24 protein-coding genes are annotated in these 26,490 nt (G+C 41.9%); 14 read left to right on the forward strand and 10 right to left on the reverse strand.

Annotated features, from left to right (window positions below; all coding sequences use genetic code 11):
- The gene (locus tag TRESU_RS06715; RefSeq protein ID WP_013701506.1) at window positions 1–2,448 is read right to left on the reverse strand and encodes a helicase C-terminal domain-containing protein; all 2,448 of its coding nucleotides are present in this window, start codon (window positions 2,446–2,448) and stop codon (window positions 1–3) included.
- A 273-nt stretch (window positions 2,449–2,721) separates the two neighbouring features.
- Between TRESU_RS06715 and TRESU_RS06720 the strand changes: the two genes are divergently transcribed.
- From TRESU_RS06720 to TRESU_RS06775, 12 genes are all read left to right on the forward strand, one after another.
- A complete protein-coding gene (locus tag TRESU_RS06720) occupies window positions 2,722–3,663 on the forward strand; it encodes an L-lactate dehydrogenase (protein ID WP_013701507.1) in 942 nt (313 codons plus the stop codon).
- Entirely contained in the window at window positions 3,664–5,052 is a 1,389-nt protein-coding gene (fumC, locus tag TRESU_RS06725; RefSeq protein ID WP_013701508.1) for a class II fumarate hydratase, read from the forward strand.
- 64 nt (window positions 5,053–5,116) lie between these two features.
- Window positions 5,117–5,956 carry a CoB--CoM heterodisulfide reductase iron-sulfur subunit B family protein gene (locus tag TRESU_RS06730; RefSeq protein WP_013701509.1) on the forward strand — a complete coding sequence of 280 codons (840 nt, stop codon included), beginning with the start codon at window positions 5,117–5,119 and terminating at the stop codon, window positions 5,954–5,956.
- Entirely contained in the window at window positions 5,949–6,344 is a 396-nt protein-coding gene (locus TRESU_RS06735; protein WP_013701510.1) for a 4Fe-4S dicluster domain-containing protein, read from the forward strand. Before TRESU_RS06730 ends, TRESU_RS06735 begins: the two co-directional genes overlap by 8 nt.
- Before the next feature lie 10 nt (window positions 6,345–6,354).
- A complete protein-coding gene (locus TRESU_RS06740) occupies window positions 6,355–8,367 on the forward strand; it encodes a CoB--CoM heterodisulfide reductase iron-sulfur subunit A family protein (RefSeq protein WP_013701511.1) in 2,013 nt (670 codons plus the stop codon).
- A 52-nt stretch (window positions 8,368–8,419) separates the two neighbouring features.
- Complete coding sequence (locus TRESU_RS06745; protein ID WP_013701512.1) at window positions 8,420–8,860, forward strand: hydrogenase iron-sulfur subunit; 441 nt, start codon at window positions 8,420–8,422, stop codon at window positions 8,858–8,860.
- Window positions 8,845–9,807, forward strand: a complete 963-nt coding sequence (locus tag TRESU_RS06750) for a 4Fe-4S dicluster domain-containing protein (RefSeq protein WP_013701513.1) — start codon at window positions 8,845–8,847, stop codon at window positions 9,805–9,807. The genes TRESU_RS06745 and TRESU_RS06750 overlap by 16 nt, the downstream gene beginning before the upstream one ends.
- The gene (locus TRESU_RS06755) at window positions 9,807–10,844 is read left to right on the forward strand and encodes a 4Fe-4S dicluster domain-containing protein (protein ID WP_013701514.1); all 1,038 of its coding nucleotides are present in this window, start codon (window positions 9,807–9,809) and stop codon (window positions 10,842–10,844) included. The genes TRESU_RS06750 and TRESU_RS06755 overlap by 1 nt, the downstream gene beginning before the upstream one ends.
- A 16-nt stretch (window positions 10,845–10,860) precedes the next feature.
- Window positions 10,861–11,691 (forward strand): FAD/NAD(P)-binding protein, encoded by an 831-nt coding sequence (locus tag TRESU_RS06760; protein WP_013701515.1) that lies wholly within the window; start codon window positions 10,861–10,863, stop codon window positions 11,689–11,691.
- An 82-nt stretch (window positions 11,692–11,773) separates the two neighbouring features.
- A complete protein-coding gene (locus TRESU_RS06765; protein ID WP_013701516.1) occupies window positions 11,774–12,457 on the forward strand; it encodes a 4Fe-4S dicluster domain-containing protein in 684 nt (227 codons plus the stop codon).
- Window positions 12,458–12,498: 41 nt separating this feature from the next.
- Window positions 12,499–14,142: an FAD-dependent oxidoreductase gene (locus TRESU_RS06770; protein WP_013701517.1), complete on the forward strand. Its 1,644-nt coding sequence runs from the start codon at window positions 12,499–12,501 to the stop codon at window positions 14,140–14,142.
- A 96-nt stretch (window positions 14,143–14,238) separates the two neighbouring features.
- The gene (locus TRESU_RS06775) at window positions 14,239–15,834 is read left to right on the forward strand and encodes a methyl-accepting chemotaxis protein (RefSeq protein ID WP_013701518.1); all 1,596 of its coding nucleotides are present in this window, start codon (window positions 14,239–14,241) and stop codon (window positions 15,832–15,834) included.
- Window positions 15,835–16,039: 205 nt separating this feature from the next.
- On the opposite strand, the gene TRESU_RS06780 is transcribed toward TRESU_RS06775, so the two are convergent.
- Both TRESU_RS06780 and TRESU_RS06785 read right to left on the reverse strand, forming a co-directional pair.
- Window positions 16,040–17,077, reverse strand: a complete 1,038-nt coding sequence (locus TRESU_RS06780) for a glycosyltransferase (protein ID WP_013701519.1) — start codon at window positions 17,075–17,077, stop codon at window positions 16,040–16,042.
- Entirely contained in the window at window positions 17,037–18,341 is a 1,305-nt protein-coding gene (locus TRESU_RS06785) for an HAD family hydrolase (protein WP_013701520.1), read from the reverse strand. The genes TRESU_RS06780 and TRESU_RS06785 overlap by 41 nt, the downstream gene beginning before the upstream one ends.
- Before the next feature lie 220 nt (window positions 18,342–18,561).
- Here TRESU_RS06785 and TRESU_RS15565 point away from each other — a divergent pair, with 220 nt between their 5' ends.
- Window positions 18,562–18,852 carry a transposase gene (locus TRESU_RS15565; protein ID WP_013702691.1) on the forward strand — a complete coding sequence of 97 codons (291 nt, stop codon included), beginning with the start codon at window positions 18,562–18,564 and terminating at the stop codon, window positions 18,850–18,852.
- Between the two features lie 26 nt (window positions 18,853–18,878).
- Window positions 18,879–19,760: an IS3 family transposase gene (locus TRESU_RS06795; RefSeq protein WP_041612012.1), complete on the forward strand. Its 882-nt coding sequence runs from the start codon at window positions 18,879–18,881 to the stop codon at window positions 19,758–19,760.
- A 44-nt stretch (window positions 19,761–19,804) separates the two neighbouring features.
- Here the strand turns inward: TRESU_RS06795 and TRESU_RS06800 are convergent, their stop codons facing one another.
- From TRESU_RS06800 to tagD, 7 genes are all read right to left on the reverse strand, one after another.
- A complete protein-coding gene (locus tag TRESU_RS06800; RefSeq protein ID WP_013701522.1) occupies window positions 19,805–20,518 on the reverse strand; it encodes a glycosyltransferase in 714 nt (237 codons plus the stop codon).
- Window positions 20,515–21,447, reverse strand: coding sequence for a hypothetical protein (locus TRESU_RS06805; protein WP_148228274.1), 933 nt, complete (start codon window positions 21,445–21,447; stop codon window positions 20,515–20,517). Before TRESU_RS06805 ends, TRESU_RS06800 begins: the two co-directional genes overlap by 4 nt.
- 248 nt (window positions 21,448–21,695) lie before the next feature.
- A complete protein-coding gene (locus TRESU_RS06810; RefSeq protein WP_148228275.1) occupies window positions 21,696–22,430 on the reverse strand; it encodes a hypothetical protein in 735 nt (244 codons plus the stop codon).
- 92 nt (window positions 22,431–22,522) lie between these two features.
- Window positions 22,523–23,758, reverse strand: a complete 1,236-nt coding sequence (locus TRESU_RS06815; protein WP_013701525.1) for a CDP-glycerol--glycerophosphate glycerophosphotransferase — start codon at window positions 23,756–23,758, stop codon at window positions 22,523–22,525.
- Complete coding sequence (locus TRESU_RS06820; protein WP_013701526.1) at window positions 23,751–25,232, reverse strand: oligosaccharide flippase family protein; 1,482 nt, start codon at window positions 25,230–25,232, stop codon at window positions 23,751–23,753. Before TRESU_RS06820 ends, TRESU_RS06815 begins: the two co-directional genes overlap by 8 nt.
- Window positions 25,233–25,249: 17 nt before the next feature.
- Entirely contained in the window at window positions 25,250–26,098 is an 849-nt protein-coding gene (locus TRESU_RS14235) for a LicD family protein (protein WP_013700801.1), read from the reverse strand.
- Window positions 26,098–26,490, reverse strand: coding sequence for a glycerol-3-phosphate cytidylyltransferase (tagD, locus tag TRESU_RS06830; protein ID WP_013700800.1), 393 nt, complete (start codon window positions 26,488–26,490; stop codon window positions 26,098–26,100). Before tagD ends, TRESU_RS14235 begins: the two co-directional genes overlap by 1 nt.

A 26,490-nucleotide genomic window follows, 5' to 3' on the forward strand; every position in this document is an offset into this window, starting at 1 on the left:
TTAATTAAAAAAATTTTCAACAGCGTGCAGAATGGCATCCAAAGGCGAATACATTCTTTTTGTCATTGGCACGCTTCGTGTAAAAATTCCGCCATATTTTTTTTCAACTATGCGGCGGTCCAAGACAACGATAATGCCTTTGTCATCAGCGCGCCTCACAAGACGTCCAAACCCCTGCCTAAATTTTATTACAGCCTGAGGAAGGCTTAGCTGCATAAAAGGATTTCCGCCTTTTTTTTCAAGCGCTTCACTTCTTGCTGAAAAAACCGGATCATTCGGAACTGCAAACGGAAGCTTCACGATTATCACTTGACTAAGGCTGCTTCCAGGAACATCAACACCTTCCCAAAAACTGTCGGTTGCAAATAAAACGCTGTTTGTGTCTTTTTTGAATTTTTCAAGAAGCCTGAATCTGTCTTCATCGCCCTGCTTAAAAACTTCAATTCCGTTTTCAGAAAGAATATTCCGGCTTGCATTGAATGTAAATTTCAGGCTGTCATAGGAAGTAAAAAGAACAAGAGTTTTTCCGCCTGCAGCCAAAATAAGTTTTGGAACTGCATCTTCAACAAAAGTTTGAAAATACGAGCTGTCTGGGAATGGCGCGTCATTCGGAACTGCGAACAAGACATTTTCTTTGTATGGGAACGGGGAATCAAAACTGTCCTGCGCTACTCGCTCAGGCTCTGCAAAAGAAATTCCAACACGGCGAGTCCAGTAGCCAAAATTTCTGTCAATCTGCAAAGTCGCGCTTGTGCAGACAACAGTTTTCATCGGTTCAAAAACTCCAGAGTTCATCAAAGGCGCAATGTCCAGCGGAGTCTGAATAAACTGAACAAAAGTCACAAAATCTTCACCGGGGACTTTCGGAGGAATTTTCACTTTCTGAAGCCAAAAAACAGTGTCTTCTTTTTCTTCCCAAAGCAGAAAATTTCCGCACAAAGCCGCCAAAGATTCAAGACGGCGCAGAACGGTCTTTGCTTCCCAGACTGCCGGAACTTCAGAATCCTTGTCATCGATTTTTTCCAGAAGTTCACGCACAAGATTGTTAAACGCAGAAATTGAAGATTTCAGTTTTGAAAGCGCGCTAAAAGTTCCGATGAATTTCTGAGAGTTTCCATTGTGAATTCTTGCGTTAAAATTTTCATCAAGTTCAAGAATCGAAATCTGATCAAGTTCCAAAAGCGAATCTTTTATTCCATTGACAAGAGCCGGCGCACGTTCCATGCAGTCATCAGCGGAAGAAAACGCAGCAGCCTGAACAAGAAAACCTGTGTTTGAACTTCTAAAAGTTCTGAATAAAAGATTCACCTGTTTCATCACTTTAAATCTTGTTATTATTTCACTGAAAAAACTGGTCGCGCTGTCTTCAATTCCGTGGGCTTCGTCAAAAACAATCCGCCTGTAAGGAGGCAGAACGGCCGCATTGTCGTAACCTGCTCCGTTCATCCGGCTTTCAATGTCTGCAAACAAAAGATGATGGTTTACAATTATTATGTTCGCACTGGCAGCTTCATTGCGTACTTTCATCACAAAGCAATTTTCCCTGAACGGACATCTTCCGCCAAGACAAGCATCGCTTTCGCTGTTGACTTTTGACCACACGCTTTCAGATGGAAGAAAGGTAAGATCGCTTTTGCTTCCTGTTGAGCTTGTCTTTACCCATTCATTTATCTTGTCAATAATTTCAATTTCTTCATTAAAAAGGCCTCTATCGTTTTCCGCTTCAGAGAGCCTTCGAAGACAGATGTAATTTTTCCGGCCTTTTAAAAGCACCGCCTTTATTTTTTTTCCGATTAATTTTTGCGCAAACGGAATATCTTTTTCAAAAAGCTGCTGCTGAAGATTTATAGTTCCCGTGGAAACAACAACGCATTCCTTGTTTTTTACCGACCAAAGCATTGCCGGAATCAAATATGCAAAACTTTTTCCAACTCCAGTTCCGGCTTCAAAAACACCGATTTTTTCTTTATTAAAGGAAGATGCGATTTCTTTTGAAAGTGAAATTTGGGCCGGACGCTCTTCATAGTTTCCGTAGGATTTTGCAAACGGGCCTTGGCATGAAAGGAAAAATGCGGTTTCGTCCTCATTCAAAAGCTCAATTTTTTTAGGCTTGACCGGCTCCACAACCACATAAACCCGGGAAACATCATTGTCAACTATGTAAAATCCGAGCGAGCTATCAGAAGCATTGTAGGCAATATTTTGGTCAGCCTCGCTTGGCGAAAGATTTCCGCTTGGATGATTATGGATTATGACATTTCCTTCTTTTGCGGCGTTTTTATTAACAACTACGGAATTTTCATTTCCGCGGGAACCAGCCTGAAGCGAAACGACAATACCTTCCAAATCTATTTTTCCAGCCCAAAAAACTTCATTTCCATCCGCGTCCTTAATATCAGAGCGCATGGTGTCAATTACATTCTGGCTGAATCTTTTCAAGGCTTCCATAATCAGCGATATTTTAGATTGAAAGAAAAAAATGTTCAACAAGATGATTTTGTATGTGAATAAAATCACAATATTTTCTGTGAACTGTTATAAATTTCACAAAAAAATGAAAAATTCTCAAAATCATGCTTAAAAGGCCGTTTTCGTTTTTATTTCTATTAACAGGTGTTTTTTTTTGTATTATAATATAATTTGAATGTTGCTGTCATAGAAGGAATCTTCTTCGGACTATGCGGCGGCTCTTTTAAAACCATTTGCACACAGGAGATATTTATGGCAAACAAAATCACCATTATTGGTGCTGGACAAGTTGGCTCATCTATTGCTTATGCCCTTTGTCTTAAGAGCATTGCAACTGAAATCGTTATGATTGACATTGACAAAAACCGCGCTATGGGAGAAGCACTGGACATTCGCCAGGGAACTCCATACATGAGTCCTGTAAATATTCATGACGGCTCTTATGAAGACGCAAAAGACTCCGATCTTGTAATCCTGACTTCTGGAGTTGCACGCAAGCCTGGACAGTCTCGTCTTGACCTTGCGCAGACAAATGTAAACATAACAAAGTCAATTATTCCGCAGATTGCAAAAGTTGCTCCAAACGCAATTTATATTATTGTTGCAAATCCTGTTGACATCCTTACATATCAGTTTGTAAAAACATCTGGAATTCCTGCTGACCACATTCTTGGAACAGGAACTTTGCTTGACACAGCAAGATTACGCACAAAAATCGCTGATGTATACGGAATCGGACAGCCTAACCTTCACGCTTATGTTTTCGGCGAGCATGGAGATTCTTCATTTGTTCCGTGGTCTTTGGTAAATATTGCTTCTGTTCCTGTAGACTCATACTACGACAGCCTCAACGGAAAAGGAAAAGCAAAACCTGACCATGCAGAAATAGAGGACTTTGTACGCAAATCAGGCGGAATCATTATTTCAGCAAAAAAATGCACAAATTACGGAATCGGAGCTACAACAGCTCGTCTTTGCGAAATCATCAAAAATTCAAATGACTCTGTTACAATCGCTTCTTCAATGCTTACAGGCGAATATGGAATCAGCGATGTGTGCTTGAGCATTCTAACAGTTGTAGGCGGACACGGAATCACAGGACGTCTTGTTGCTCCTCTTACAGACAACGAGATTGCCCAGCTCAAGCATTCCGCAGACTGCCTCAAAGACGTAATCAAGCAGCTGGAGTTCTAAATGGAATACAGAATTGAACATGACAGCATGGGAGAGGTAAAAGTTCCTGCTGACAAACTCTGGGGCGCGCAGACTGAACGCAGCCACGAGAATTTTCTTATCGGCGTTGGAATTGAAACAATGCCGCGTGAAATTACAAAGGCTTTTGGCTATCTGAAAAAGGCGGCGGCGCTTGCGAACAATGCGCTCAAACCTGAAAAAATGACAGACAAAAAGCTCAAGTCAATTTCCCAGGCTTGCGATGAAGTTATTTCAGGCTCATTGAACGAAAACTTTCCGCTTGTTGTATGGCAGACAGGTTCTGGCACACAGTCAAACATGAATACAAACGAAGTTATTGCGAACAGAGCTAACCAGATTGCAGGCGAAAAACTTTGCCATCCGAATGACGACATAAACATGAGTCAGTCTTCAAACGACACTTTTCCAACCGCAATGCACATTGCCGCTGTTGTTGAAGTTGAAGACAAGCTTTTTCCGGCAATCGACATTCTTGTTGACACTTTCAAAAAACTGGAAAAAGTAAACGAAGGCATTGTAAAGTCAGGACGCACTCACCTTCAGGATGCTGTTCCAATTCAGTTCTCGCAGGAAATTTCTGGCTGGAGAACTTCTCTTGAGCGCGACAAGGAAATGCTTTCCTCCTCCCTTCCATATTTGAAGCAGCTTGCCTTGGGAGGAACAGCGGTCGGAACAGGACTCAATGCTCCATCTGGATTTGATACTCTTGTTGCAAAGAAAGTTTCAGAGCTCACAGGAAAAGACTTTGTTACAGCTCCAAATAAATTCCATGCCTTGACTTCAAAAGATGAAATTGTATTTGCGCACGGAGCTTTAAAAGCACTTGCCGCTGACTTGATGAAAATCGCAAACGATGTAAGATGGCTTGCTTCCGGTCCAAGATGCGGAATCGGTGAAATCCATATTCCAGAAAACGAGCCGGGCTCTTCAATCATGCCGGGAAAAGTAAATCCAACACAGTGCGAGGCAATGACAATGGTTGCTGTTCAGGTTATGGGAAATGACGCTGCTGTTGGAATGGCTGCTTCACAGGGAAACTTTGAGCTGAATGTATTTATGCCGGTAATCGCATATAATTTTCTTCAGTCTGTAAGGCTTCTTGCTGAAGTAATGGTAAGTTTCAACAAAAACTGCGCGGTTGGAATCACAGCAAACAAGGAAAAAATGCACTTCAACTTGTACAATTCCCTAATGCTTGTAACAGCCCTGAACCCATACATCGGATACGAAAACGCAGCAAAAACAAGCCACAAAGCTTATGAAGAAAATATTTCACTTAAAGATGCCTGTGTACAGCTTGGCTTCCTTACAGCTGAAAAATTTGACGATGTTTTCCATCCAGAAGAAATGGCTGGCGTAAAAAAATAAAAATACCAAGCCTTAAGTTTTTGCTTGAGGCTAGCTAAAAATATCCTGCACTTAGGAGCAAAGAATGAGTGAGAACCAGACACACACACTGACTTATTCTTATTTTCCAGGCTGCACGCTAAAAAACAAAGCGAAGGATTTGGACTTATACGGTCGTTTAAGCGCGGAAGCTCTTGGTTTCAAACTTGAAGAAATCGAAGAGTGGCAGTGCTGCGGCGGTGTATATCCTACAGGCAAAAATGAAATTGCCTCAAAGCTTCCTTCTGTCCGGGCTTTGGCTGCATCCAGAGATAAGAACCATGCATTGGTAACACTGTGCTCAGCGTGTTACAATGTAATCAAGCAGGTGAACAATGACCTGCAGAATGACGAGAACACAATTTTAAAAGTAAACAACTATCTCGCCCAAGACAATATTGAATACCACGGAGAGACGAAAGTCCTTCACTTCCTTGAAGTTCTCCGTGATGAGATCGGCTGGGACAACGTAAAGAAGGCCGTCAAGAATCCTTTCAAGGGAAAGAAAATCGGCGCCTATTACGGCTGTCTTCTTCTTCGCCCGGGAAAGGTGATGGAATTTGACGATCCGGAGAATCCGAAAATTCTTGAGGACTTCATAACCGCAATCGGCGGAACTCCGGTCATTTATGCCCAGCGCAACGAGTGCTGCGGCGCCTATGCCGCGTTTGAGGACGAAACGATTCCCCAGAAAAGGTCGGCTTCGATTCTTGCGAACGCCGAGGACATGGGAGCAGACTTCCTTGTCACAAGCTGCCCTCTGTGCCGCTACAATCTCATAAAGAACAAAGGCTCCTCAAAGCTTGATGTCATCTACTTTACGGAACTTCTTGCGGAAGCTCTCGGCGTAAAGGATGCCGTGGCAAAGGAGGCTGTGAATGCTTGAGTCAGAAATTCAGAAATACAAGGAACTGATTCTTGAGACAAGCGGAGTCAATCCGAAAAAATGCATGGTCTGCGGAAAATGCTCTGGAACCTGCCCTAATTACGACTCTATGGAATATCATCCGCATCAGTTTGTGCAGATGGTTGAGAACGGAGAAATCGAGCCGCTTTTGAAGAGCAAATCGATTTATACCTGTCTGAGCTGTTTCGCCTGCCTTGAGAGATGTCCACGCCAGGTCGAGCCGGCCAAGCTTATTGACGCTGTGCGCACTGTAGTCGAGCGTGAGCGCGGTCCGCTTCATCTTGATCCTGTTCAGGTTCCTGAAAAGCTTGATGAAGAGACTCCGCAGCAGCTTTTGATGAGCGCATTCAGAAAGTACCGCAAATAGGAGCAGCATCATGGAAAGAATCGGTGTTTTCGTGTGCCATTGCGGCACAAACATTGCAGGCACTGTTGACGTTGCAAAAGTAGCTGAAGAGCTCGGCAAGGTGAACGGTGTAGTTTATTCAACTCATTATACATATATGTGTTCTTCCGCCGGTCAGAAAATGATCGAGGACAAGATTCACGAGCTGAACCTTACTGGTGTGGTTCTGTGCTCCTGTTCTCCGCGTATGCATGAGAAGACCTTCCGTTCCTGTGCGGAGCGCGCCGGCTTGAATGCTTACAAGGTGGAAGTCGCGAACATCCGTGAGCAGTGCTCATGGGTTATGAAAGAAATGGGCGATGCAACAGAAAAAGCCATTGCTTTGGGCAAGGCGGCTGTCGCAAAGACAATTCTTGACACGCCTCTTATTGAAGGCGAGACTCCAATGACAAAACGCGCATTGGTAATCGGCGGCGGTATCGCAGGAATCACGGCTGCACTCGACATTGCGGACGCGGGATTTCCGGTTGATATTGTTGAGAAGGACTATACGGTCGGCGGAAAGATGGCGAAGCTTGACAAGACTTTCCCTACATTGGACTGCGCGTCCTGTATCGTCACGCCGAAAATGACTGAAGTCAGCCAGAATCCGAACATCCGCATCCTCTCCTACTCGGAAGTTGCAGGTGTGAAAGGATATATCGGAAACTTCGAGGTGGACATCAAACGCCATCCGCGCTATGTTGACGAGACGAAATGCACGGGCTGCGGAGCGTGTATCGAAAAGTGTCCGAACAAGAAAGTTCCGAACGCATTCAACCTGAACCTGAACAACCGCAAGGCGATCGACATTCCGTTTGCCCAGGCTGTTCCGAAGGTGGCCGCAATCTCCGCGGACTACTGTCTTCACATGAAAGGCCTCAAGAACGGCAAGGACAATGTCTGCGGATTCTGCGAGAAGGCCTGTGCAGCAGGAGCAATCAACTTCCATCAGGAAGAGACAATGCTTACTGAAAAATACGGCGCAATCATCGTGGCTACCGGTTACAATCCGATCAGCCTTGAGAAATTCGATGAGTACGCATACAGCCAGAGTCCTGACGTCGTTTCATCACTTGAATTCGAGCGCCTCTGCAACGCATCAGGTCCTACAAACGGACATCTTCTCCGCCCTTCAGACGGAAAGGAGCCGAAGAACATCGTGTTCGTCCAGTGCGTGGGAAGCCGCTGTTCTGCGGACTCCACAAAGGGCCACGAATACTGCTCAAAAATCTGCTGTATGTACACTGCGAAGCATGCGATTCTTACCCGCGACCACTATCCTGACACAAACATCACCGTCTTCTATATCGACGTGCGCACTCCGGGAAAGAACTTTGATGAATTCTACCGCCGCGCGGTTGAGCAGTACGGTGTCCACTACATCAAGGGACAGGTGGGAAAAGTAACTCCGCTCTCTGACGGAACTCTTGATGTACAGGGCTCTGACCTGATTCTGAACAGACAGGTTCACATCAAAGCGGATATGGTTGTACTTGCAGCCTCAATCGAGGCCGACAAGTCGGCGCGTCCGCTTGCGACAATGCTCACGACATCCATGGACAACAATGACTTCTTCCTTGAGGCCCATGCAAAGCTCCGTCCTGTTGAGTCTCCTACAGCCGGCATTTTCCTTGCCGGATGCTGTCAGGGACCTAAGGATATTCCGGAGACTGTAGCGCAGTCTTCAGGCGCGGCCGCAAAGGCGATCTGCCTGCTTGTAAAGGACAAGCTCAAGAACAATCCTTGCACTGCGAATCCGAACGAGAACGCCTGCAACGGCTGCGGCCAGTGCGCGAACGTCTGTCCTTACGGCGCGATTTCTTACATCGAGAAGGATTTCCGCGGACCGAACAGAACTACAATCACACGCCGTGTTTCCCAGGTGAACAAGGCTATGTGCCACGGATGCGGAGCCTGTACGGTCGCCTGTCCTTCCGGCGCGATGGATCTGTTAGGATTCAGCAACAAACAAATCTTGGCGGAGGTTGACTCAGTACTGTAATTCGCAATGCCCAAACAGCAATGCGTAATTATTTATCCTGAAAAAAAGAACTATGGCTGAAAATAAAGAATGGGAACCGAGAATTGTTGCTTTCTGCTGCAACTGGTGCTCTTACGCCGGTGCGGACTTGGCTGGCAACAACCGTCTTGAATATCCGAAGAACGTTAAAATTATCCGTATTCCATGCTCATGCAGGCTGAATCCTCTGTTCATTCTCCGTGCATTCCAGCGTGGTGCGGACGGTGTAATCCTATGCGGATGTCACCCCGGTGACTGTCACTACTCTACAGGAAACTATTTCGCGCGCCGCCGCATGACCCTGCTCTTCTCGATGCTTGACTACTTGGGAATTGACAAGGGACGCACGCGCGTTGAATGGTGTTCCGCCGCTGAAGGTGTCCGCTTTGCCGGAATCATGAACGATTTCGTATCGCAGATAAAAGCCCTTGGCGAAAACAAGAAGCTGGAGGATGTAAGATGCAAGACAAACTGATTGCCCGCGCCAAGGAACTTCTTTCTGAAGGCAAGGTACAGAAGGTTGTCGGCTGGAAGAAAGGTCTCTTTGATGACGACATCACTCCGGCCGTATTCGCAACCGCGGAAGAACTGGACAAGGATTTTGTCTTCAATAAATACTGCAAGGCAAACCTTTCAAAATATCTGGTCGGAATCACAAGAAACATCGAGATTGCGAAAAGCACGGCGCGCATGAACAACACGATGGCGAAGCAGCGCGATCCGAACGCACAGGACAAGCCTATTCCGTCCGAAGTTGTGCTTGTGTTCCTGAAGCCTTCCGACACTTATTCATTCACACAGCTGCTCAAGGAAAGCCGCATTACAAGAGATGATGTCTATGCGGTCGGCGTTCCTTGCCAGGACACAGTTGACGGCGGAGATGTATGCGGAAACTGCGCCGGAAAGAAGCCCGTCTCATGCGACGAGTACATCGGCGTGGATCCGGAAGCAGAGGTTGCTCCAAACACGGCAAGAATGGAGGAGGTCGCAAAGATTGAGGCCATGTCTGTGAACGGGCGTTATGAATTCTGGAGAAATGAATTCAGCCGCTGCATCAGATGCAACGCCTGCCGCAACGTCTGCCCCGCCTGCACCTGCGAGAAATGCGTGTTCGACAACAACGCGCTCTACACGACGCAGAAAGTCGCGGAGACAAGCTTTGAGGAAAGCCTGTTCCATATCATCCGCGCATGGCACGTAGCCGGACGCTGCACGGACTGCGGCGAATGCTCAAGAGTCTGTCCTCAGAACATTCCGCTTTATCTTCTTAACCGCAAGTACATCAAGGACATCAATGAGATTTACGGCGACTATCAGGCCGGAGCGGACATGGAGTCAAAGCCCGCGATGCTCCGTTTCCAGGAGGACGACCCGGAGACAACGATTGTTTACGACAGATCAAAAGACGGAGGTAATGAATAATGCTTAGTATCGCAAAAGATAAAATCGATTCATTATTTGAGCTTATCGGTTCAAAACAGCCTTTGTACTTGCCTGTTGACAACAATTCGGGAAAAGCCGACTTTGCGAAATGGCAGAAAGGCACAAAGCTTTCAGAAAAACTAAAGACCACACGCTCCGCAAAGGATTTCTTCTTTCCTAAGACCGAGCATCTTGTGAGCTACGAAATGAGCGGAAAGGAAGTCAAGGTCGTTGATCCGCGTAAGGAAGTCGGGGATTTTGTGATTTTCGGTGTGCGGGCCTGTGATGCGCGCGGCTTCACCGCAATCGACAACGTCTACCTGAACATGAATCCTGTGGACTCATACTACAAGAACCGCCGCGAGCACGGAACAGTAATCGTCCTTGCCTGCAACGAGCCTGCGAAGACCTGCTTCTGTTCCACATTCGGAATTGACGCGTCGCTTGCAAAACCTGCCGGAGACGTCAGCTGCTGGCTCGCCGACGGAAAATACTATTTTGAGGCCAACACCGACAAGGGCAAGGCTTTTGTTGAGAACGCGAAATCCGCGCTTGAGGACGCTGACACATCGGCTGTTGAAGCCTGCAGGAAGGACATCGCGGAAAAAGTTGAAAAGCTTCCGTTCGCGCATCTTGACCTTTCAAAATTTCAGGGCAAGGATATGCTCAAGATTTTCAACTCGAAAATCTGGGACAAGGTTTCTGAGCCCTGCGTTGGCTGCGGAACCTGCACTTATGTCTGCCCGACATGCATGTGCTTCGACGTGCGCGACTTCGCCACAAGCAACGGCGTGCGTCAGATCCGCTGCTGGGATTCCTGCATGTACAACGACTTCACCCAGATGGCCGCCGAGAATCCGCGCCACACCCAGAAGGAAAGAAGCCGCCAGAGATTCATGCACAAGCTCATGTACTATCCTATGGCGCATGACGGAATGTTCAGCTGCGTTGGCTGCGGACGGTGCGTTGAGAACTGCCCTGTGAACATGAACATCGTCAAGGTCATCAAGGCCGTAAACGAGAGCGATGACATCTAAGGAATAGGAGAAACTGATGGAAAACAAAGAAAGCTTTATTCCTTATGTAGGAAAAATTATTGATATCAAGCAGGAAACTCCTGATGTAAAGACTTTCAGCGTAGTCGGTCTTGACGGAAAGAAATTGTTCGAGCACATTCCGGGACAGTGCGCAATGCTGATTGTTCCGGGCGTGGGCGAGTCGATGATTTCAATAACATCCTCCCCGACTCTTGAGACGCACATGGAATTCTCAATCAAGAAGTGCGGCTGCGTCACAGAATGGCTTCACTCCGCGGAAGTCGGCCAGGAAATATGTCTGCGCGGCCCTATCGGAAACGGATTCCCTGTTGAAGGCGCGCTCAAAGGCAAGGACATTCTCGTAATTGCCGGCGGTATCGGAATCGCTCCGGTCCACTCGGTCGTAAACTACATGATGGACCACCGCGAGAACTACGGACGGATTCAGGTCATCTACGGAAGCCGCTCGAAGGCAGACCTCGTGCGCCTGGATGAGATGCAGAACGTCTGGATGAAGCAGCCGAACTGCTCTATAAATCTTACAATCGACCGCCCTCAGGACGACTGGGACGGACACGTGGGATTCGTTCCTCCTTACGTCACGGAGTGCAATCCGGATCCGAGCATGACAGTAATCATGTGCGGACCGCCGATTCTGATTCACCTCTCTCTCGACGCATTGAAGAAGCTCGGCTTCAAGGACAGCCAGGTCTTCACGACTATGGAAATGCGCATGAAGTGCGGAATCGGAAAATGCGGAAGATGCAACATAGGCGACAAATTCGTCTGCAAGGATGGACCTGTATTCAGCTTCGACCAGCTTGGGGAACTGCCTCCAGAGTATTGATTTCAAGAATTTTCCTGTGAAGATTCGAAAATTTTTATAAGACTTCAGATGCGCCGTCCGCGGCGCATGAGGAGATTAAATTATGTCAGAGACAAAACAGATGGCTACAATATATCTGTTCGGCAAGAAATACGAAGTGCCGGCAGAACTTACAATCATGAACGCAATGGAATATGCCGGCTACCAGCTCAAACGCGGCTGCGGATGCCGCAACGGATTCTGCGGAGCCTGCGCCACAATCTACAGAATCAAGGGCGAGAACCAGCTCCAGACCTGCCTTGCCTGCTCAAAGAAAGTCGAGGACGATATGTACATCGCCACACTTCCGTTCTTCCCACTCGTGAAGCAGGTTTACGACCTGAACACGATGAAGCCGGAGCAGGCCGTGATGATGCAGCTTTACCCGGAAATCTATTCCTGCGTGGGCTGCAACGCCTGCACAAGAGCGTGTCCGCAGAGCCTGAACACAATGCAGTACATCGCATACGCACAGCGCGGAGACTTCGCCAAGTGCGCCGATCTCTCGTTTGACTGCGTAATGTGCGGATGCTGCTCCTCAAGATGTCCTGCAGGAATCAGCCATCCTCAGGTCGCAGAGCTTGCCCGCCGCCTGAATGGAAAGTACATCCAGCCGCAGAGCCAGCATCTTATTGACCGCGTGAACGAAATCAACGAGGGAAAATGCGAGGAGCTTATCCAGAACCTGATGAAAAAGCCGTTGGCGGAAATCAAAGAGCTCTACAACAACCGCGAAATCGAGAAATAAACAACAACTGACGCACCTTCCTTGGTGTCAGGGAGAATTATATGTACGGAAACGAATTGGACGAAGCAGCCAAAATTGTTGCTGCAAAACGTGAAGAAAACCTTAAATTCGAACATGCGCGTCTCACTGCTGACGAAAAGGATCAGCTTCTCAAGGAATATCATCCGGACCGCATCGCAAGCCAGTTCGAGGAGCTTAAAATCGGACCGAACAAGGGACAGAAAGCGCCGATTGAGCTTGCGGCAATGCTTCAGGCGAAACCGCGCCTTGAGCCGGAGCACATCGACCTTGCCCACGTTGACTATGAGACGGACGTTCTCGTAATCGGCGGAGGCGGAGCCGGAACATCGGCCGCAATCATGGCAAGCGAGGCAGGAGCGAATGTCCTTCTTGCAACAAAGCTCCGCATCGGAGACGCCAACACAATGATGGCGGAAGGCGGAATTCAGGCGGCGGACAAGCCTAACGATTCCCCTGCACAGCACTATCTTGACGCTTTCGGCGGCGGACACTTCGACGGAAAGCCTGAGCTTGTCTACACTCTTGTAAACAAGGCCCCTTCCGTAATCAAATGGCTGAACGACCTCGGCGTTGAATTCGACAAGGAAGCTGACGGCACGATGGTCACGACACACGGAGGCGGAACGAGCCGCAAGCGTATGCATGCATGCAAGGACTATTCGGGAGCCGAAATCATGCGCACTCTCCGCGACGAGGTTCTCAACCGCCCGGACAAAATCACGGTCATTGACTTTACTGCCGCGATAGAAATCATCAAGGACGACAAGGGAAACGCCTGCGGAGCGGTTCTCATGAACGTAGAGACAAATGAGATCAGAATCGCAAAGGCGAAGGTCGTAATCATCGCGACAGGCGGAGCCGGACGCATGCACTACCAGGGCTTTCCTACATCGAACCACTACGGAGCGACAGCTGACGGTCTTGTAATCGCATACAGAGCCGGCGCAAAGCTTCTGTATCAGGACTCACTGCAGTACCACCCGACTGGAGCCGCATATCCGACACAGATTCTCGGAAAGCTCGTTACTGAGAAAGTACGCTCGCTCGGCGCAAAGCTTATCAACAAGAACGGAGAGGTCTACATCCATCCGCTTGAGACACGCGACGTGAACGCATCCGGAATCATCAAGGAAGTGCGCAACGGACGCGGAGTCCACAACGAGGTTCAGGACGCAGTCTGGCTCGACACTCCGATGATTGAGATGATTCACGGAGAAGGAACAATCCTCAAGTCAATTCCTGCGATGTACAATATGTTCATCAAGTACGGAATCGACATCCGCAAGGAGCCGATTCTTGTCTACCCTACGCTCCACTACCAGAACGGTGGCGTAGAGATTGACAAGACCTGCCACACAAACGTCTCAAATCTTCTTGTAGCTGGAGAAGCCTCCGGCGGCGTTCACGGAACAAACCGCCTGATGGGAAACTCCCTGCTTGACGTTGTCGTGTTCGGACGCGAGGCTGGAATCGAGGCGGGAAAAATGTTCAAGAACATCCAGCTTTCCGACACCTCAAAGATGAACCTTGACCACGTTAAGGCGTTTGAAAAGGAGCGGGACGCGGCCGGAATAAAATCCGACGTGGTTTCTCCGAAAATCCTTCCGCGCTACACACACGGAAACAAGGAATTCGAGAAGGCGATTCCCGGAGCAAGTAAATAAAGCAAACTGATTTACTGCAAAGAGGCTGTTCAAAATTGGCAGCCTCTTTTTTTGGCAATAAGAAATAACCTATTTAATAAATTTCAAAGAGGCTGTATGAAAAACAAACATATTTCACTTTCTACAAAAATGGTTTTAGGAAACATTCTACCATTAGTTCTTGCTTCAACATTCATAATTGTTTCTTTTCTTATTGCGCTAAATAAAGCAATAAACACAGATATTGAAAAAATCACTGGAATTTCAATTGAAAATATTGACGACAAGATATCAGCATTTATTCAAAAATATGAAATTCAGGTTGACAATCTAAGAAATATTCTTCAAGAAAGACACAACAAGGAAACTGCAGACTTTGCGGCAACGACACTTACTGTAGATATGCCTGATGATTTTTCTATATACTACGGAACTTTGATTTCCCGCTATGAGCCGGGCGGATTTTACTCTGACAGTTCCGGCTGGACTCCTGACGACGACTGGTTTCCTCCAAACCGATCGTGGTTCAAGGACGCTGTAAAAAATTCCGGGAAATTTGCAATCACCGATCCTTACTTTGACTCAAAGACAGGCTCAATCTGCACAACAATCAGCAAAGATGTAAAAGACAAAAACAACAAACTGCTTGGAGTAGCAGCAATTGATATAATACTGGACAATCTTTCTGCGACAATGGCGGAAATTGAAATTTCAGAAAACGCAAAAGGCTACATTGTAAATGCAGACGGCTTGTTTATCACAAATGAAGACACAGCTTCTTTGATGGAAAAATCAATTTTTGATAAACCTGAATTTAAAAAACACAACTTTAACAAAGACAATTTTTTAGATTCAGCAAATGTAATGATAAAAGACGGAATTTTTTATGGAGTATGCAAATCATCTTCAACACCGTGGTATATCATAGTTTACGGTCCGGTTTCCGACTTTACAAAAAACAGTTATTCAGCAATTTTTAGGGTTTTACTTATAATTATCGTGGCAATTATAACTGCAACAATTATTCTTCTTTTCAGCGCAAAATCAAGTGCCAAAGAATTTAAACTTATGGTTAAAAATTACAATGAAATTGCGCATGGCGACTTTACAAAAGAAGTCAAAGATGGCAACACAAAAGAAGCTGCAGAACTTGCAGAAGGATTCAACAACATTATCGTTGACCTTTCTTCGCTAATCAAAGGCATCAGGAATTCCGCAAATGACATCGGCAATATCACAAAAAATCTTTCAGAAGCTTCTGATGTAATCGGACAAAGCGTTGAAACAACAAACAGTTCGGTTGAAAATGTTGCGCAAAGCGTTCAAACGCAGATTCGTTCAGTTGATAAAATCGACCAGTCTGTTACAGAAATTGTAACTCAAATAAGCAATCTTAAATCTGAAATTGAAAATCAAGACAGAACAATTGACAATTCGTCCGACTCAATTGAAGTCGTAGCGAATAATGTTCTTGCTATAAATGAGAGAATTAAAGAAGCATCAAAGGATGTTTCAGAGCTTGTAGAATTTGCAGATAAAAATAGAAATGAGATAAAAAAATCTGTCGCACAGATTCTTAAAGTCAAAGAAAAATCTTACAGAATGCAAAGACGCCGCAACTACGCTGCTTGCCGCATCAAACAAAATCACAGAAACTGTAGGCAAAAACAACGCCTCTGTAAAAACTCTCAACCATGCGATTTCTCCATTTAAGGTGAGGTAAGTAAAAATTTACTAAACAGATTAAATCGAATTCGTGGTTCCCATCCCTGAACTTTCTTCGGAAAATCTTCTCATTTTTTATAAAATACAAATAACCTAACAATTTTCAGAATGAAAACAAAATTGATCCACTTATTTCCAGACAATAGGTTCTTCCTGCAATTCAGACTTTTCTAAAAAGTCTTGCTCATAAAGATTATCCTTTCACTTCCAAACTCACATCCACACTTTCACTTGTTCTAAAAAGTTCGACTTCGGATGCAGGAACTTCCACAATACATTTTGATTTGCTATCTAGCTGAACTGCCTTTATCATCTGAATTCCGTTCTCCTCAAACTGGATAACTGCCTCAAAAATATGTCCGTTTTTCATAAAAACCTGATTGTTCAATGATTTTATGTTCATAAGATTCTCCTTGAAAAGTTTTTGGCGTTTCTGCGAAAGGTACGCCTTTTTATTCAGACTTCCTGGAAGAAATCTGGCGGCAAGGCGCATCAATGGAATTATGTCGTTCTTGGTCATTCCGTTGAAATGTCGCAGACTTTTTGTATAAATTGAATATTCATCTAAAGCCTTTGAAACTGAACGCCGGCGAAAAGTTCCGTCTGTAATCCTGAAATGAAGAATCGGTTCCTGCAGTGTTTTTATCCTGTGTCCAACGGCAAGAAGCCTGAACCACAAGTCAATATCCTCGTTGCATTTTGTGCTTTCGCTATACCCAAATTCTTTCAGCAAGGCAGTCCTCATCATCAAAGTCGGATGCGCAACAGGAGTTCCCCGGTAAAGCGTTCTTGATTTTGAGTCTGTCCATTTCGGATAGAGACGGACTCTTCGGAATTCAGTTCCGTTTTCTTCTATATAAAACTCCTCAATTCCACCGCCTAGAATTTCAATTGAAGAATCTACTTCAAACTGGGCAATCTGTTTTTCAAATCTGTCTGAAAAACAGATGTCATCGCTATCCATTCTTGCAACAAGCTCCGTCTCAACAAACTGCAGTCCGTAATTTAGTGCATGTGCAAGCCCCTGATTTTTCTCATAGCCCACAACTTTCAGCGGAAGCTTACTTTGCCATTCAGAGATAACAGATTCCAGCTCATGATTTAGAATTCCATCTTTTACAAGAACAACCGAATAAGGCTGTACAGTGTTTTCCGCAATGCTCTGCAAAGATTCAGAGAGATATTCGGGATTATCTTTTTTGTAAACGGATTGAAGTACAGTGAAAGTCATTGTGAGGTCTCCTTAATTTTTTTAAAAGGCTAACTGAGCATCTATATAAAAAAAGCATTAGTGAGCAGATAAAAGAAACTTGAATTTTTTTGTCATCTAAAATAAAAGAGCATAATGTAAACAGTAAAGAAAGAACAAAATAATATATCAGTTGGAAATTATTTAAAAATTTTTCTGAATAATCACAATTCTTTTTAAAAAAATATGTAGCTGTTTTTAACAATGGCAAAGTAATAAAAAGCGATATGAACGAAATTAGATTCATCTGTATTGGAAAAATCAGAAATGGTACAAGAAATCGAAAAGTGACTAAAAGAGAATTCGATAAAAACCTATATCGACTATTTATATTATTGTGAACTAAATAAATAGACATTAATAAAAGACAGAAAATATACAATACAGATTTTACATTATTTAAGCAAATTAAAATCGAATAAAGTAAGATTATAAAAAGCAAACGAATATTTATTATTCTTAAAATATTTTTTTCACCGAATTCTAATTCCTGCTTTGAAAGTCTTAAAGTTGGACTTTTTTCTTTTCTTGATGAATATACATCATTTATTATATAGCCAATTTCATAAATTGAATTGACAATTAAATATGAACAAAGAAACGAAATTCCACTTTGATTTATATTTTCATCTTTAATGAAAATATAAAAATAAAGAATTGAAGGAAAAACACTCGTTATAAGGAATGAAATGAAACCTAAGATTCCAATATAACGAGTTTTCAAAGTGTAAAGCAAGGGAATATAAAATTTCTTTTTTTCTGTTTTCTTTATAAAAAGTTTATCATCGGCAATTTTCAGCAAATCCGTGTCAGATTTATTGTCAGTACATACAAACAATCTCTCATAATTAAAATTTTCGTGTAAAATATCAGATTTTTTGCCCACATCTGCGTGAAATCCATCGACAGCGAAATAGTTTGCTGCTTTATGCACAATTTGCTCAGGTGCATTCGAGATAAAAACAACTTTTGAATTTCTTTTTTTTTCTTCAAGAAGTTTATGAATCTTGGTATTTATTTTAAATTCAGAAATATCAAAATTTTCAATAAATGAAGATGGGATTCTTTGTAATTTTCTATCTATTTTATGTTGCCAAGTAGACTTAAAAAAATAAGAGAAAAACCTGGCAAATAATCCTGTATAAAAACCTGTATGAAAAAAGGAATTTAAAATAAGAAGATGTGAATTCTTTTCCCATAAAGTACCATCTAAATCAAACACTGAGATATTTTTTACTGTCATCATTTTTATCCAAAACTCCGTAAATATTTTTTCTAAAATCTTTTATTCCTTTTACAAAATATTGCAAACGTTTCTTTTTATTAGGGAGAAGAATCAAATATAAAACTGGACGAATAATAAGCATAAATATAAATCTGATTCTAAACTTTATAATAAGCCTCAGATTTAGACACGGAGGAGAAAAAACAACGAATTTGTGCTAAGGTCAAGGTAGGACAAATTCATGGGAAGAAAAAGAAAGGATTTTTCAGACAAGTTCAAACTCGAAGTTGCAAAAGAGGCTCTTAAAAAGAGAGCTAAAGAGGCGGAGGTCGCTGCAAAGTACAGCATTGCACCAAGCACACTGTCTGAATGGATGGAGCAGTTTCTGGAAGGAAAACTTGAGACAGACGAACAGAAAGCCCTCCGTGAAGAGAATGAAAGGCTACGGGCAAAGCAGGATGAAATGCTCGCCTCATTAGGAAAGAAACAGCTCGAGGTTGACTTGCTAAAAAAAAAGCTTCATCTGGACTAGCATCATGGCAGCTTGTTCAAAAAGATATGCATGACAAAAATGGAGTCGGGCTGTCTGTACTTGAACAGTGCCGGATACTGAAACTTCCACGGGCAACTTACTATGAGCGCCGCAGATTTGAAGCAGAACGACAGAAAAAGAAGGCTGGGGAAAACAAAACAAGGTTCAATCGTGCAAAAATTGTAATCAATGAGTGGTCAACTCACAGTACCTATGGTTACAAAAAGATGTCAAAGCATCTGAAAAGACTCGGGTACGACTGGGCTGGAGAAAAGTTTATCCGCAACCTGTACAAGGAACTTGGAATCAAAGGCCAGAAGCCTGTCTTCAAGACCACAAGAAGCGGAAAAGCGCCATACGGAAAGTTCCCGTACCTCTTGCGGAACAAGCTCATCGCGTTCCCGAACCAGGTAATGGCGACAGACATCACTTACATCAAGACTCCATGGGGCATGATGTATTTTACGGCCGTGATTGATTTGTACAGCCGGAAGATTCTGAGCTGGCGGCTCTCGGACAGCATGAGGACAGATTTCTGCCTGGAATGCGTGAGGGAAGCCTTTGAGAAATACGGGGTTCCGGCAGTATTCAACACGGACTGCGGTTCCCAGTATACCAGCGGAGAGTTCATCGGGCTTCTGAAATCCTACAATGTTGAAATCAGCATGGACGGAATCGGAAGATGCAAGGACAACATCTTTGTAGAGCGAACCTGGCGTACTTTGAAATATGAATGGATTTTTCTCCGGGATTACAGATCCGAAGAAGAACTCCGGAAACTGCTTGGAGAATTCGTGAGGTTCTTCAACAATGAAAGAATTCATCAGGGCTTGGATTACAAGACTCCTGACGAAGTATACAGGGAAGGAAGTTTTCCTTCGGCAATCATCAACAAGATGGCTGCATAAAATTCGTTATTTTTCAGACAAAATGTCTGGACAAAGGGCTTAGCTTACTTAAATGGTACATAGTCTTTTCTTAAGAGATAAAGACAATCACGAACCTGATAATAAACTCTAAAGGAAGCCCATTCTTCAATTTTAATTCCACAAAAATAATGAATACTTTTTCCAAGTCGGTGTGAAAGAACTGCGTTTGTTGAAAGGCAACAGAAAAATCCAGTGTGTAAAACTCTCCAGCATAAATCCCAGTCTGCCATATCAAGAAATATTTCCTCGTTCCACAAGCCAATTTTTTGCAAAACTTCCAGTTCGGTGAACATTCCAGATGTGATTATTGACTTTACTTGATAGATTCCCTCTGTGATCCTCTTCTTTTGTTTTGGAATCATCAGTTGATTTGCATTTTTTTCAAAATATGCCGGTCCGATAATTCCTTTCTTGCCTAATTTTCTGCAGCAAAATGAATAGTCATTTTTCAATTGTTCAATGAGGCTTTCAGGACAGAAAGAATCCTGGTCAAAAAAGATGATAAAGCAATTTTCTGTTAATTTTTTTAAGTAACGGTTAAATGCTTCTGAAAGTCCAAGATTTTCCTTGTAAGCAATATATTCTGTTTTTTCAATTCCAGAAAACAAGGCGGAATTATCAGAAATCGGCGTATTATCAAGCAAGACAACTTTGTCTACTAATCGTGAAAGCTGAATTATATTATTTCTCACATTTTCATCAGGGAAATATACAGTTATAAGTGAAATTGTTTTCATTTTATGAAAGTCTCCTTTTTCGAATGTGAATAAAATACAGAACAGAGCAAAAAACCTGTAATCATGTGAGTTGTATCAAAGCAATACGGATTAAAAAATGTATAAGCCAAATAGGTAAAATAAATAAAAACAAGAGCAAAGCTATTTTTCCGTTTTAAAAGAAGCCCAAATGTCAAAATTAAAAATAAAGAGTATCCGATAATTCCAATCTGATTTATCACATAAAGAGTCTGAACTTCAAAATAATCCGCACCGGAATAATCTCGATATTTAGTTTTTGCAGTTATTGAATTCCCAACTCCGTTTCCAGTAATTATATTTCCGGAAAGCAGAATTTCCGCCTGATCTTTTCTAACAGCATTACTATATCCAGCTTTTTCTTCAAGAATCGAATTTGCCTTGTCTATAATTACTGGAAAGCTCATCATAGTACAAACCAAAAGAAAACATACTTTGAAATCAAAATTATAGCTTCTCTTTGTCTTAAAAAGCCAAGAGGCAAAAAAATATAAGACAAACAGGAATATTCCTATAAGATAGGCTTTGTTTCCCGCAATAAGGCACGCTAAAAACAAAGCAACTCTATAGAATAATTTATCTTTTTTGTAGCAGGCCGTAAAAAACGCCATTACAAGAAGCGCATTTCCTTGAACCTGAACTCTAGTCAAAAACATAGAGCCGAACGAATAAATGTCACCCCAGCCTTTCAAATGTCCGTATGCTCTTATAGCAGAATAGCTTCCTGTTTTTACAATTATTCCATAAATCGAAAACAGCACAATAGCTTTCAAGAATGCGATTCTTACAAATACCTTTGAATAGAAATTGCTGTTTTTGGATTCATCTATACAAAAGAACAAAGGAATCATCAGAAAAATTTCCGAAAATCGAATGATTTTTCCGATAGCAGCATTTAAATTAAATGCCACGCAAAATATACATATTGATATATACAAGCAATACAAACAGAATAATGGTCTCTTAAACAGTTTTAGCCAACTTCTGTAATTTGCCAGTGCAAAAAACAAAGCGAATACAGAAATAAATTTTGCAAGCAACCTGAACGGTACTTGAAGAAAATAACTTATAACGAGCAGAGAAAATAGAATATATTTTACTGTAGCTAAGGATACTGAATAAATCTTTTTCATATTACCAAAAATAGTTTTTATGAAATTTAATTCTCAAAACCCAAGCAAGATTTTAATTCTGAAAGGATATAACTAATACGAGAAATAGCATTTACAACTTTTGCCTCAAAAGGCTGTTCAATAACATTATCAAAATCTTCTCCTTTTATTGTGCAATCTGAAGAAAAAGCACTGTCTGTCTTACACAAACTTGGCAACTTTGATAGAATTTTAAACTTAATTTCCAAATATTCATTTTCAGAAATTATGCAATCCAGTAAATCTATTCCATAAAATGACAAACTATATTTCATTGCTTCTGATGAAAATTTATTATTATATTTTCCGCCTTTTACTAAAACATCATTCACTAAAGCATCAAAACACTTTTCATCTTCAAAATCATATTCTATTGGATAATCATCAAATATAGATGTTTCTATTTTTTTATCCTGAAAGAAAATCTTTTTTATTTTTATATTGTATATTTCATTTTTTTCTTTTATTTCTGCAAATTTCTTTGTAATCATCTTTGGATTTTCAAAAACAGATTCTGCAATAATCTCTCCAAGAAAATTTCCAGCAGATTCAGATTTGCTTTTGTTTAATTTTTTTTCAACTTCATCTCCGGCTTTTTTGTTTAATTTTCCTTCTTGAAGGATTTTTGCACCCGCAGAATAATGTGGACGTAATATTTTCATAATAAAAACTCCTGTTTGTAATTTTTTATATTGCAATTTTTGATTGCAATGATTTTTAATAAAACCAATCAATTTTTTCAAAAATATTGAATATCTTTTTTACATAATAGACCTCAGAAAATTTTGTCATTCCTATTTTTCTCCGTTATAAGTGACAAGCACAATTGAAATAGTCATCTTGAAAGCTCCATTATTTTTTCCCACAGCCTTTCGCAGCACTTTCCGTCCAAGTATTCCGCGAACTTTTTCCGCGTTTCCTTGCTTACTGGCGAATAGCTTTTCTCTTCAAGAATTCTGTAGAATTCCTGCCAGTTTTTTGCCTTTGCGCCTTCAATTTCCGAATACTCAAAGTAATGTGCCCGACTTGTCTTTAGGTATTCGTCCAAATCGAACGGCAGAAGAACAACCGGCTTTTTTGTCGCGATAAAGTCAAAGTAAATGCTTGAATAGTCGGTCATCAGCATATCAACCTGACCGGCGAAGTTGTAAAGCTCGCTGTAACTTTCATCATCAATAAATATGAAACGTTTTTCGGACGAGAGGTTCTGCCCAAGTTCCAAATCCACAAAATGAGGCTTGTACAAGAGAACAATATTTTCCTTTTCAAGAAAATCTGAAAATTCGTCTGCGTTAAAACCATAGTCAGCGGCAAACGGATTGAAAGGCTTTCCGCTCCAGACACCGGTTCTGAAAGTCGGCATATAAAGAACAATTCTACAGCCGGGAAATTCTATGCGGACTTTTTCAACAAGAGATTCTTTTTTACAAGAAAACAAGGCATCGGTTCTCGGAAGACCGACAGGAAGAATTCTTTCTGTCGGCAAGTCAAATGCGGTTTGCAAAAACTTAACAAAAAAATCAGAACTGGTCAAAGTCCAGCAGTTCTTCATGTACATAAAACTCTTCCAGCGGAAAAATCTCTTGTTCATCTCAAGTCCGAATTTATGCAGAAATGTTCCGTTTCCTTTTGAAACATTGTCGTCAAAGCCGATTTTCTTAAGCGGCATTCCGTGCCAAAGCTCCATGAGAACTGAGCCTTTCGCAAGACCAAGAAAAAATTCATCAGAGGAAGTTGAAAAAATCATTCCGGCGCGGAAAGAAAGCCACATTGCATAAGGCGAAAAAACGGAAACCGCCTCATACCCATTTTCGCGCAGCATCTTTAGAATCCGCCTGTTTTTTGAAAGCCAGACACATCTGATTTCAGGATGATTCTTATGCATATACTCAAAAAATATTCTGCTGGAGTCATTGTATTTCTGTCCAAGCCAGCTGGAAAAAATCCACAGGTTTCGGTTTCGTCTGAAAAGTCCGCACAAGTGGTAAATTGGAAGAAAGAGAGTATCAAGAAAACAGATTGCCGCATAGCGCACAATTTTCACATACAAAGGAAGATTTTTCTTATTCATTTTTTGCTCCACTAGCTTGCTTTTTAGATTTCCAGAAAGCAAGATTTTTTAAGAATTCATCTTTTGTAAAAATCAGCATTGAAAGATACAAAAGTGCACACAAAACTACAGACAGAACACTTCTAATCAGAATTGAAATCGCGCCGTCAAAGGAAACAAAATGCTTTATGGCCAGCACAATTGGAATAAAAATAAAGCTTGTCGCCAGATATTTAAAATTCTTTTTTGAAAATATTGAAAAATTGAATCCGAGTTTTCTTATAAACAGAATCTGCAAAACAACAACCAAAATGTCAGAAGATGCCGTTGTTATAATGCAAAGCTCGGGCGTAAGTTTATTGAGCAGAACAAGGACAATTTTACTCAAGATGTTGTAAATGCCTGCGAAATAGTAAATTTTTGTAAGAATTTTCTCGTTGCCGGTCGCAAGAAGAACCTGCTTGGCAAGAATCATGTCAAACGCGCCAAAATAATAGCGCACAGAAAATAAACATAAAGACAGTGCGCCCGACAAATATTTTTGGCCTGCGTAAATATAGAAAACCTCAAAGGAAAGAACCGCCATTCCTATGCAACAAGGAGTGTGCAATGCCAAAAACGAAGACGAGCTTTTTTCAAGCAAAAAACAATATTCATTCTTTTTGCCGTCCGCCCAATAAAACGAAAGACGAGGAATGCTCACCAGTAAAACAGATGTCGTCACATTCACAACTGCAAGAATAATCGTTTGGGAAACATTGTAATAAGTAAGGCTAAGGGCATCAGAAAACCACACAAGCATAAAGCGGTCAAAAATAGTGTAAAGCATGCTTGAATTAACAAGCAAAAACACAACCGACAACGGCTTAAAAAGTGATGTTAAATCCTTAAAGCATATTTTTGAAAACCTTATCTTTGATTTTGCATAAGCAAATGTAAAAACATTATTCAGTATCAAAGAAATGTTCACCAAAAGAATATAGATAAAAATGTCATCGTTTTTTCTCACAAAAAGAAAAACGCTTATGACATATAAAAAACGGCACAGAAATGTCTTTATAAGAATAAAGCCGTAACTTTCAAAAGCCTCATTCACATAGTCAGTCGCAAAGCAGACGAAAAATATCTGGCTTGCGAGAATCAGATAAATATTCCTGTATTTCAAAAACGACGGAACAAGCAAAACCATAATCACATATACAGCCGTCACAAGCACAGATGTAAAAATATTAAATATGAACAGCTTTGTAAAAAGCGCGGAAACTTTCTTCTTGTCATTTTTAATCTGGCTTACACTCCTCATTCCGTAAGTGTAAACGCCGAAAACAGCAAAAGGCGTAAACCAGCTGATAATGCTTATAGCCTTGTTGTATTCCGTGAATCCGTCCACAGAAAGAATACGAGCCACATAAGGAGCGGTTATAAGAGGAAAAATTATATTAAGCGCACTTAGAACACTTTTATAGAAATCATTCAGTTTTATTGATTTTGACATTCTTTCTATAAACTCTTCTATTGTTTTATAAAAGTTTCCGGCAAGGCGAGCTCGCCCGAAAGATATTTTTTATATGAATTGCCCACATCAAAGAAAGTTTCGCCGTGGTCGCTCGAAACTTTTTTCGGAGTCATATAATCGCTTCCGTACATTGAAACTAGAATCTCATGAAATCTCTCTGGAACAGGAACTTTTGTGTCTTCAAATTCCAAGAAAACAGTTTTCTCATAATCGCTGATTTTCCGCTCCGCATTTGTTCCAAAGTACGAAATTTCACAAACTTTGCTGTGCGGAAGAATGTTTCCAATCTTGCAGACCGTCTCATAAAGGCTGAAAAGCATTTTTTGAGGAAAAAAAGTTAATGGGATAAGAAAAACTCTCTTCCAAAAATCCATTTTCCATGTTTTTGGATAATATTTATTCCATAAAATCGAAAATAAAAATTTCTTTAAAAAATCCTGTGTTTTTTTGAACACCCTATTTTCAATTACGCCGTCCAAAGGAAAAACATCTATAAATATTCCCTGATTATATTTTGTATGTGGCCAATTACGTTTTAACATTGCGCTCGTTTCAGAATTCCTTATATGGCAAAGTCCGCCCACATATCCAGCATCATTATATCCAGTCTGAATAAAATACGGATACTTAAATTCTTTCTTCGCGAGCTTTATGAACTTGTCATAGTCTTTTCTAAACATCACAAAGTCCAAGTCATCGTCCCACGGAATAAAACCTTTATGACGGACAGCTCCAAGCAAAGTTCCAGAATCCGCAAAATATGAAAGCCCGTGTTTTTTGCAGAAACTGTCGAATTTCTTAAGAATGTCAAGTTCAACGTTCCATACATTTTTCAAGTCTTCCATTACAGCTTCTCCAAGTCACGCTTTATCTGCGTTGTGGAAATTTCAGGAGTGCGCTCAAGATAAACAACCTCGCACTGTTCTTTAAGAAAATCAAACTTGCCTTTCCAGTCATCGCCGATAACAAATGTGTCGATTTTATAAAGTTCAACATCGCTTTTCTTCTGTTCCCAGTTTTCTTCGGGAATAACCAGATCAACGTAGCGGATTGCCTCTAAAAGCTGTTTGCGTTTTTCATAGCTGAAATAGCATTTCTTGTGCTTTGAGTTCCAGTTGAATTCGTCAGTTGAAAGCCCCACAACAAGATAGTCACCCAGAGACTTAGCCCTGCGCAGAAGATTTATGTGCCCGTAATGTAATAAATCAAAAGTTCCGTATGTTATTATGCGTTTCAT

The organism is Treponema succinifaciens DSM 2489, from assembly GCF_000195275.1.
GTDB lineage: Bacteria > Spirochaetota > Spirochaetia > Treponematales > Treponemataceae > Treponema_D > Treponema_D succinifaciens.

Coding starts and splice junctions, on each gene's coding strand:
- TRESU_RS06820 (WP_013701526.1), bottom strand. CDS start 25,232: ATGTCAAAATCAATAAAACTGAATGATTTCTATAAAAGTGTTCTAAGT.
- TRESU_RS06770 (WP_013701517.1), top strand. CDS start 12,499: ATGTACGGAAACGAATTGGACGAAGCAGCCAAAATTGTTGCTGCAAAA.
- TRESU_RS06735 (WP_013701510.1), top strand. CDS start 5,949: ATGCTTGAGTCAGAAATTCAGAAATACAAGGAACTGATTCTTGAGACA.
- TRESU_RS06800 (WP_013701522.1), bottom strand. CDS start 20,518: ATGAAAACAATTTCACTTATAACTGTATATTTCCCTGATGAAAATGTG.
- TRESU_RS06755 (WP_013701514.1), top strand. CDS start 9,807: ATGCTTAGTATCGCAAAAGATAAAATCGATTCATTATTTGAGCTTATC.
- TRESU_RS06765 (WP_013701516.1), top strand. CDS start 11,774: ATGTCAGAGACAAAACAGATGGCTACAATATATCTGTTCGGCAAGAAA.
- TRESU_RS06795 (WP_041612012.1), top strand. CDS start 18,879: ATGCATGACAAAAATGGAGTCGGGCTGTCTGTACTTGAACAGTGCCGG.
- TRESU_RS06750 (WP_013701513.1), top strand. CDS start 8,845: ATGCAAGACAAACTGATTGCCCGCGCCAAGGAACTTCTTTCTGAAGGC.
- TRESU_RS06715 (WP_013701506.1), bottom strand. CDS start 2,448: ATGGAAGCCTTGAAAAGATTCAGCCAGAATGTAATTGACACCATGCGC.
- TRESU_RS14235 (WP_013700801.1), bottom strand. CDS start 26,098: ATGGAAGACTTGAAAAATGTATGGAACGTTGAACTTGACATTCTTAAG.
- TRESU_RS06815 (WP_013701525.1), bottom strand. CDS start 23,758: ATGAATAAGAAAAATCTTCCTTTGTATGTGAAAATTGTGCGCTATGCG.
- TRESU_RS06780 (WP_013701519.1), bottom strand. CDS start 17,077: ATGACTTTCACTGTACTTCAATCCGTTTACAAAAAAGATAATCCCGAA.
- TRESU_RS06720 (WP_013701507.1), top strand. CDS start 2,722: ATGGCAAACAAAATCACCATTATTGGTGCTGGACAAGTTGGCTCATCT.
- TRESU_RS15565 (WP_013702691.1), top strand. CDS start 18,562: ATGGGAAGAAAAAGAAAGGATTTTTCAGACAAGTTCAAACTCGAAGTT.
- TRESU_RS06760 (WP_013701515.1), top strand. CDS start 10,861: ATGGAAAACAAAGAAAGCTTTATTCCTTATGTAGGAAAAATTATTGAT.
- fumC (WP_013701508.1), top strand. CDS start 3,664: ATGGAATACAGAATTGAACATGACAGCATGGGAGAGGTAAAAGTTCCT.
- TRESU_RS06785 (WP_013701520.1), bottom strand. CDS start 18,341: ATGATGACAGTAAAAAATATCTCAGTGTTTGATTTAGATGGTACTTTA.
- TRESU_RS06740 (WP_013701511.1), top strand. CDS start 6,355: ATGGAAAGAATCGGTGTTTTCGTGTGCCATTGCGGCACAAACATTGCA.
- TRESU_RS06730 (WP_013701509.1), top strand. CDS start 5,117: ATGAGTGAGAACCAGACACACACACTGACTTATTCTTATTTTCCAGGC.
- TRESU_RS06745 (WP_013701512.1), top strand. CDS start 8,420: ATGGCTGAAAATAAAGAATGGGAACCGAGAATTGTTGCTTTCTGCTGC.
- tagD (WP_013700800.1), bottom strand. CDS start 26,490: ATGAAACGCATAATAACATACGGAACTTTTGATTTATTACATTACGGG.
- TRESU_RS06775 (WP_013701518.1), top strand. CDS start 14,239: ATGAAAAACAAACATATTTCACTTTCTACAAAAATGGTTTTAGGAAAC.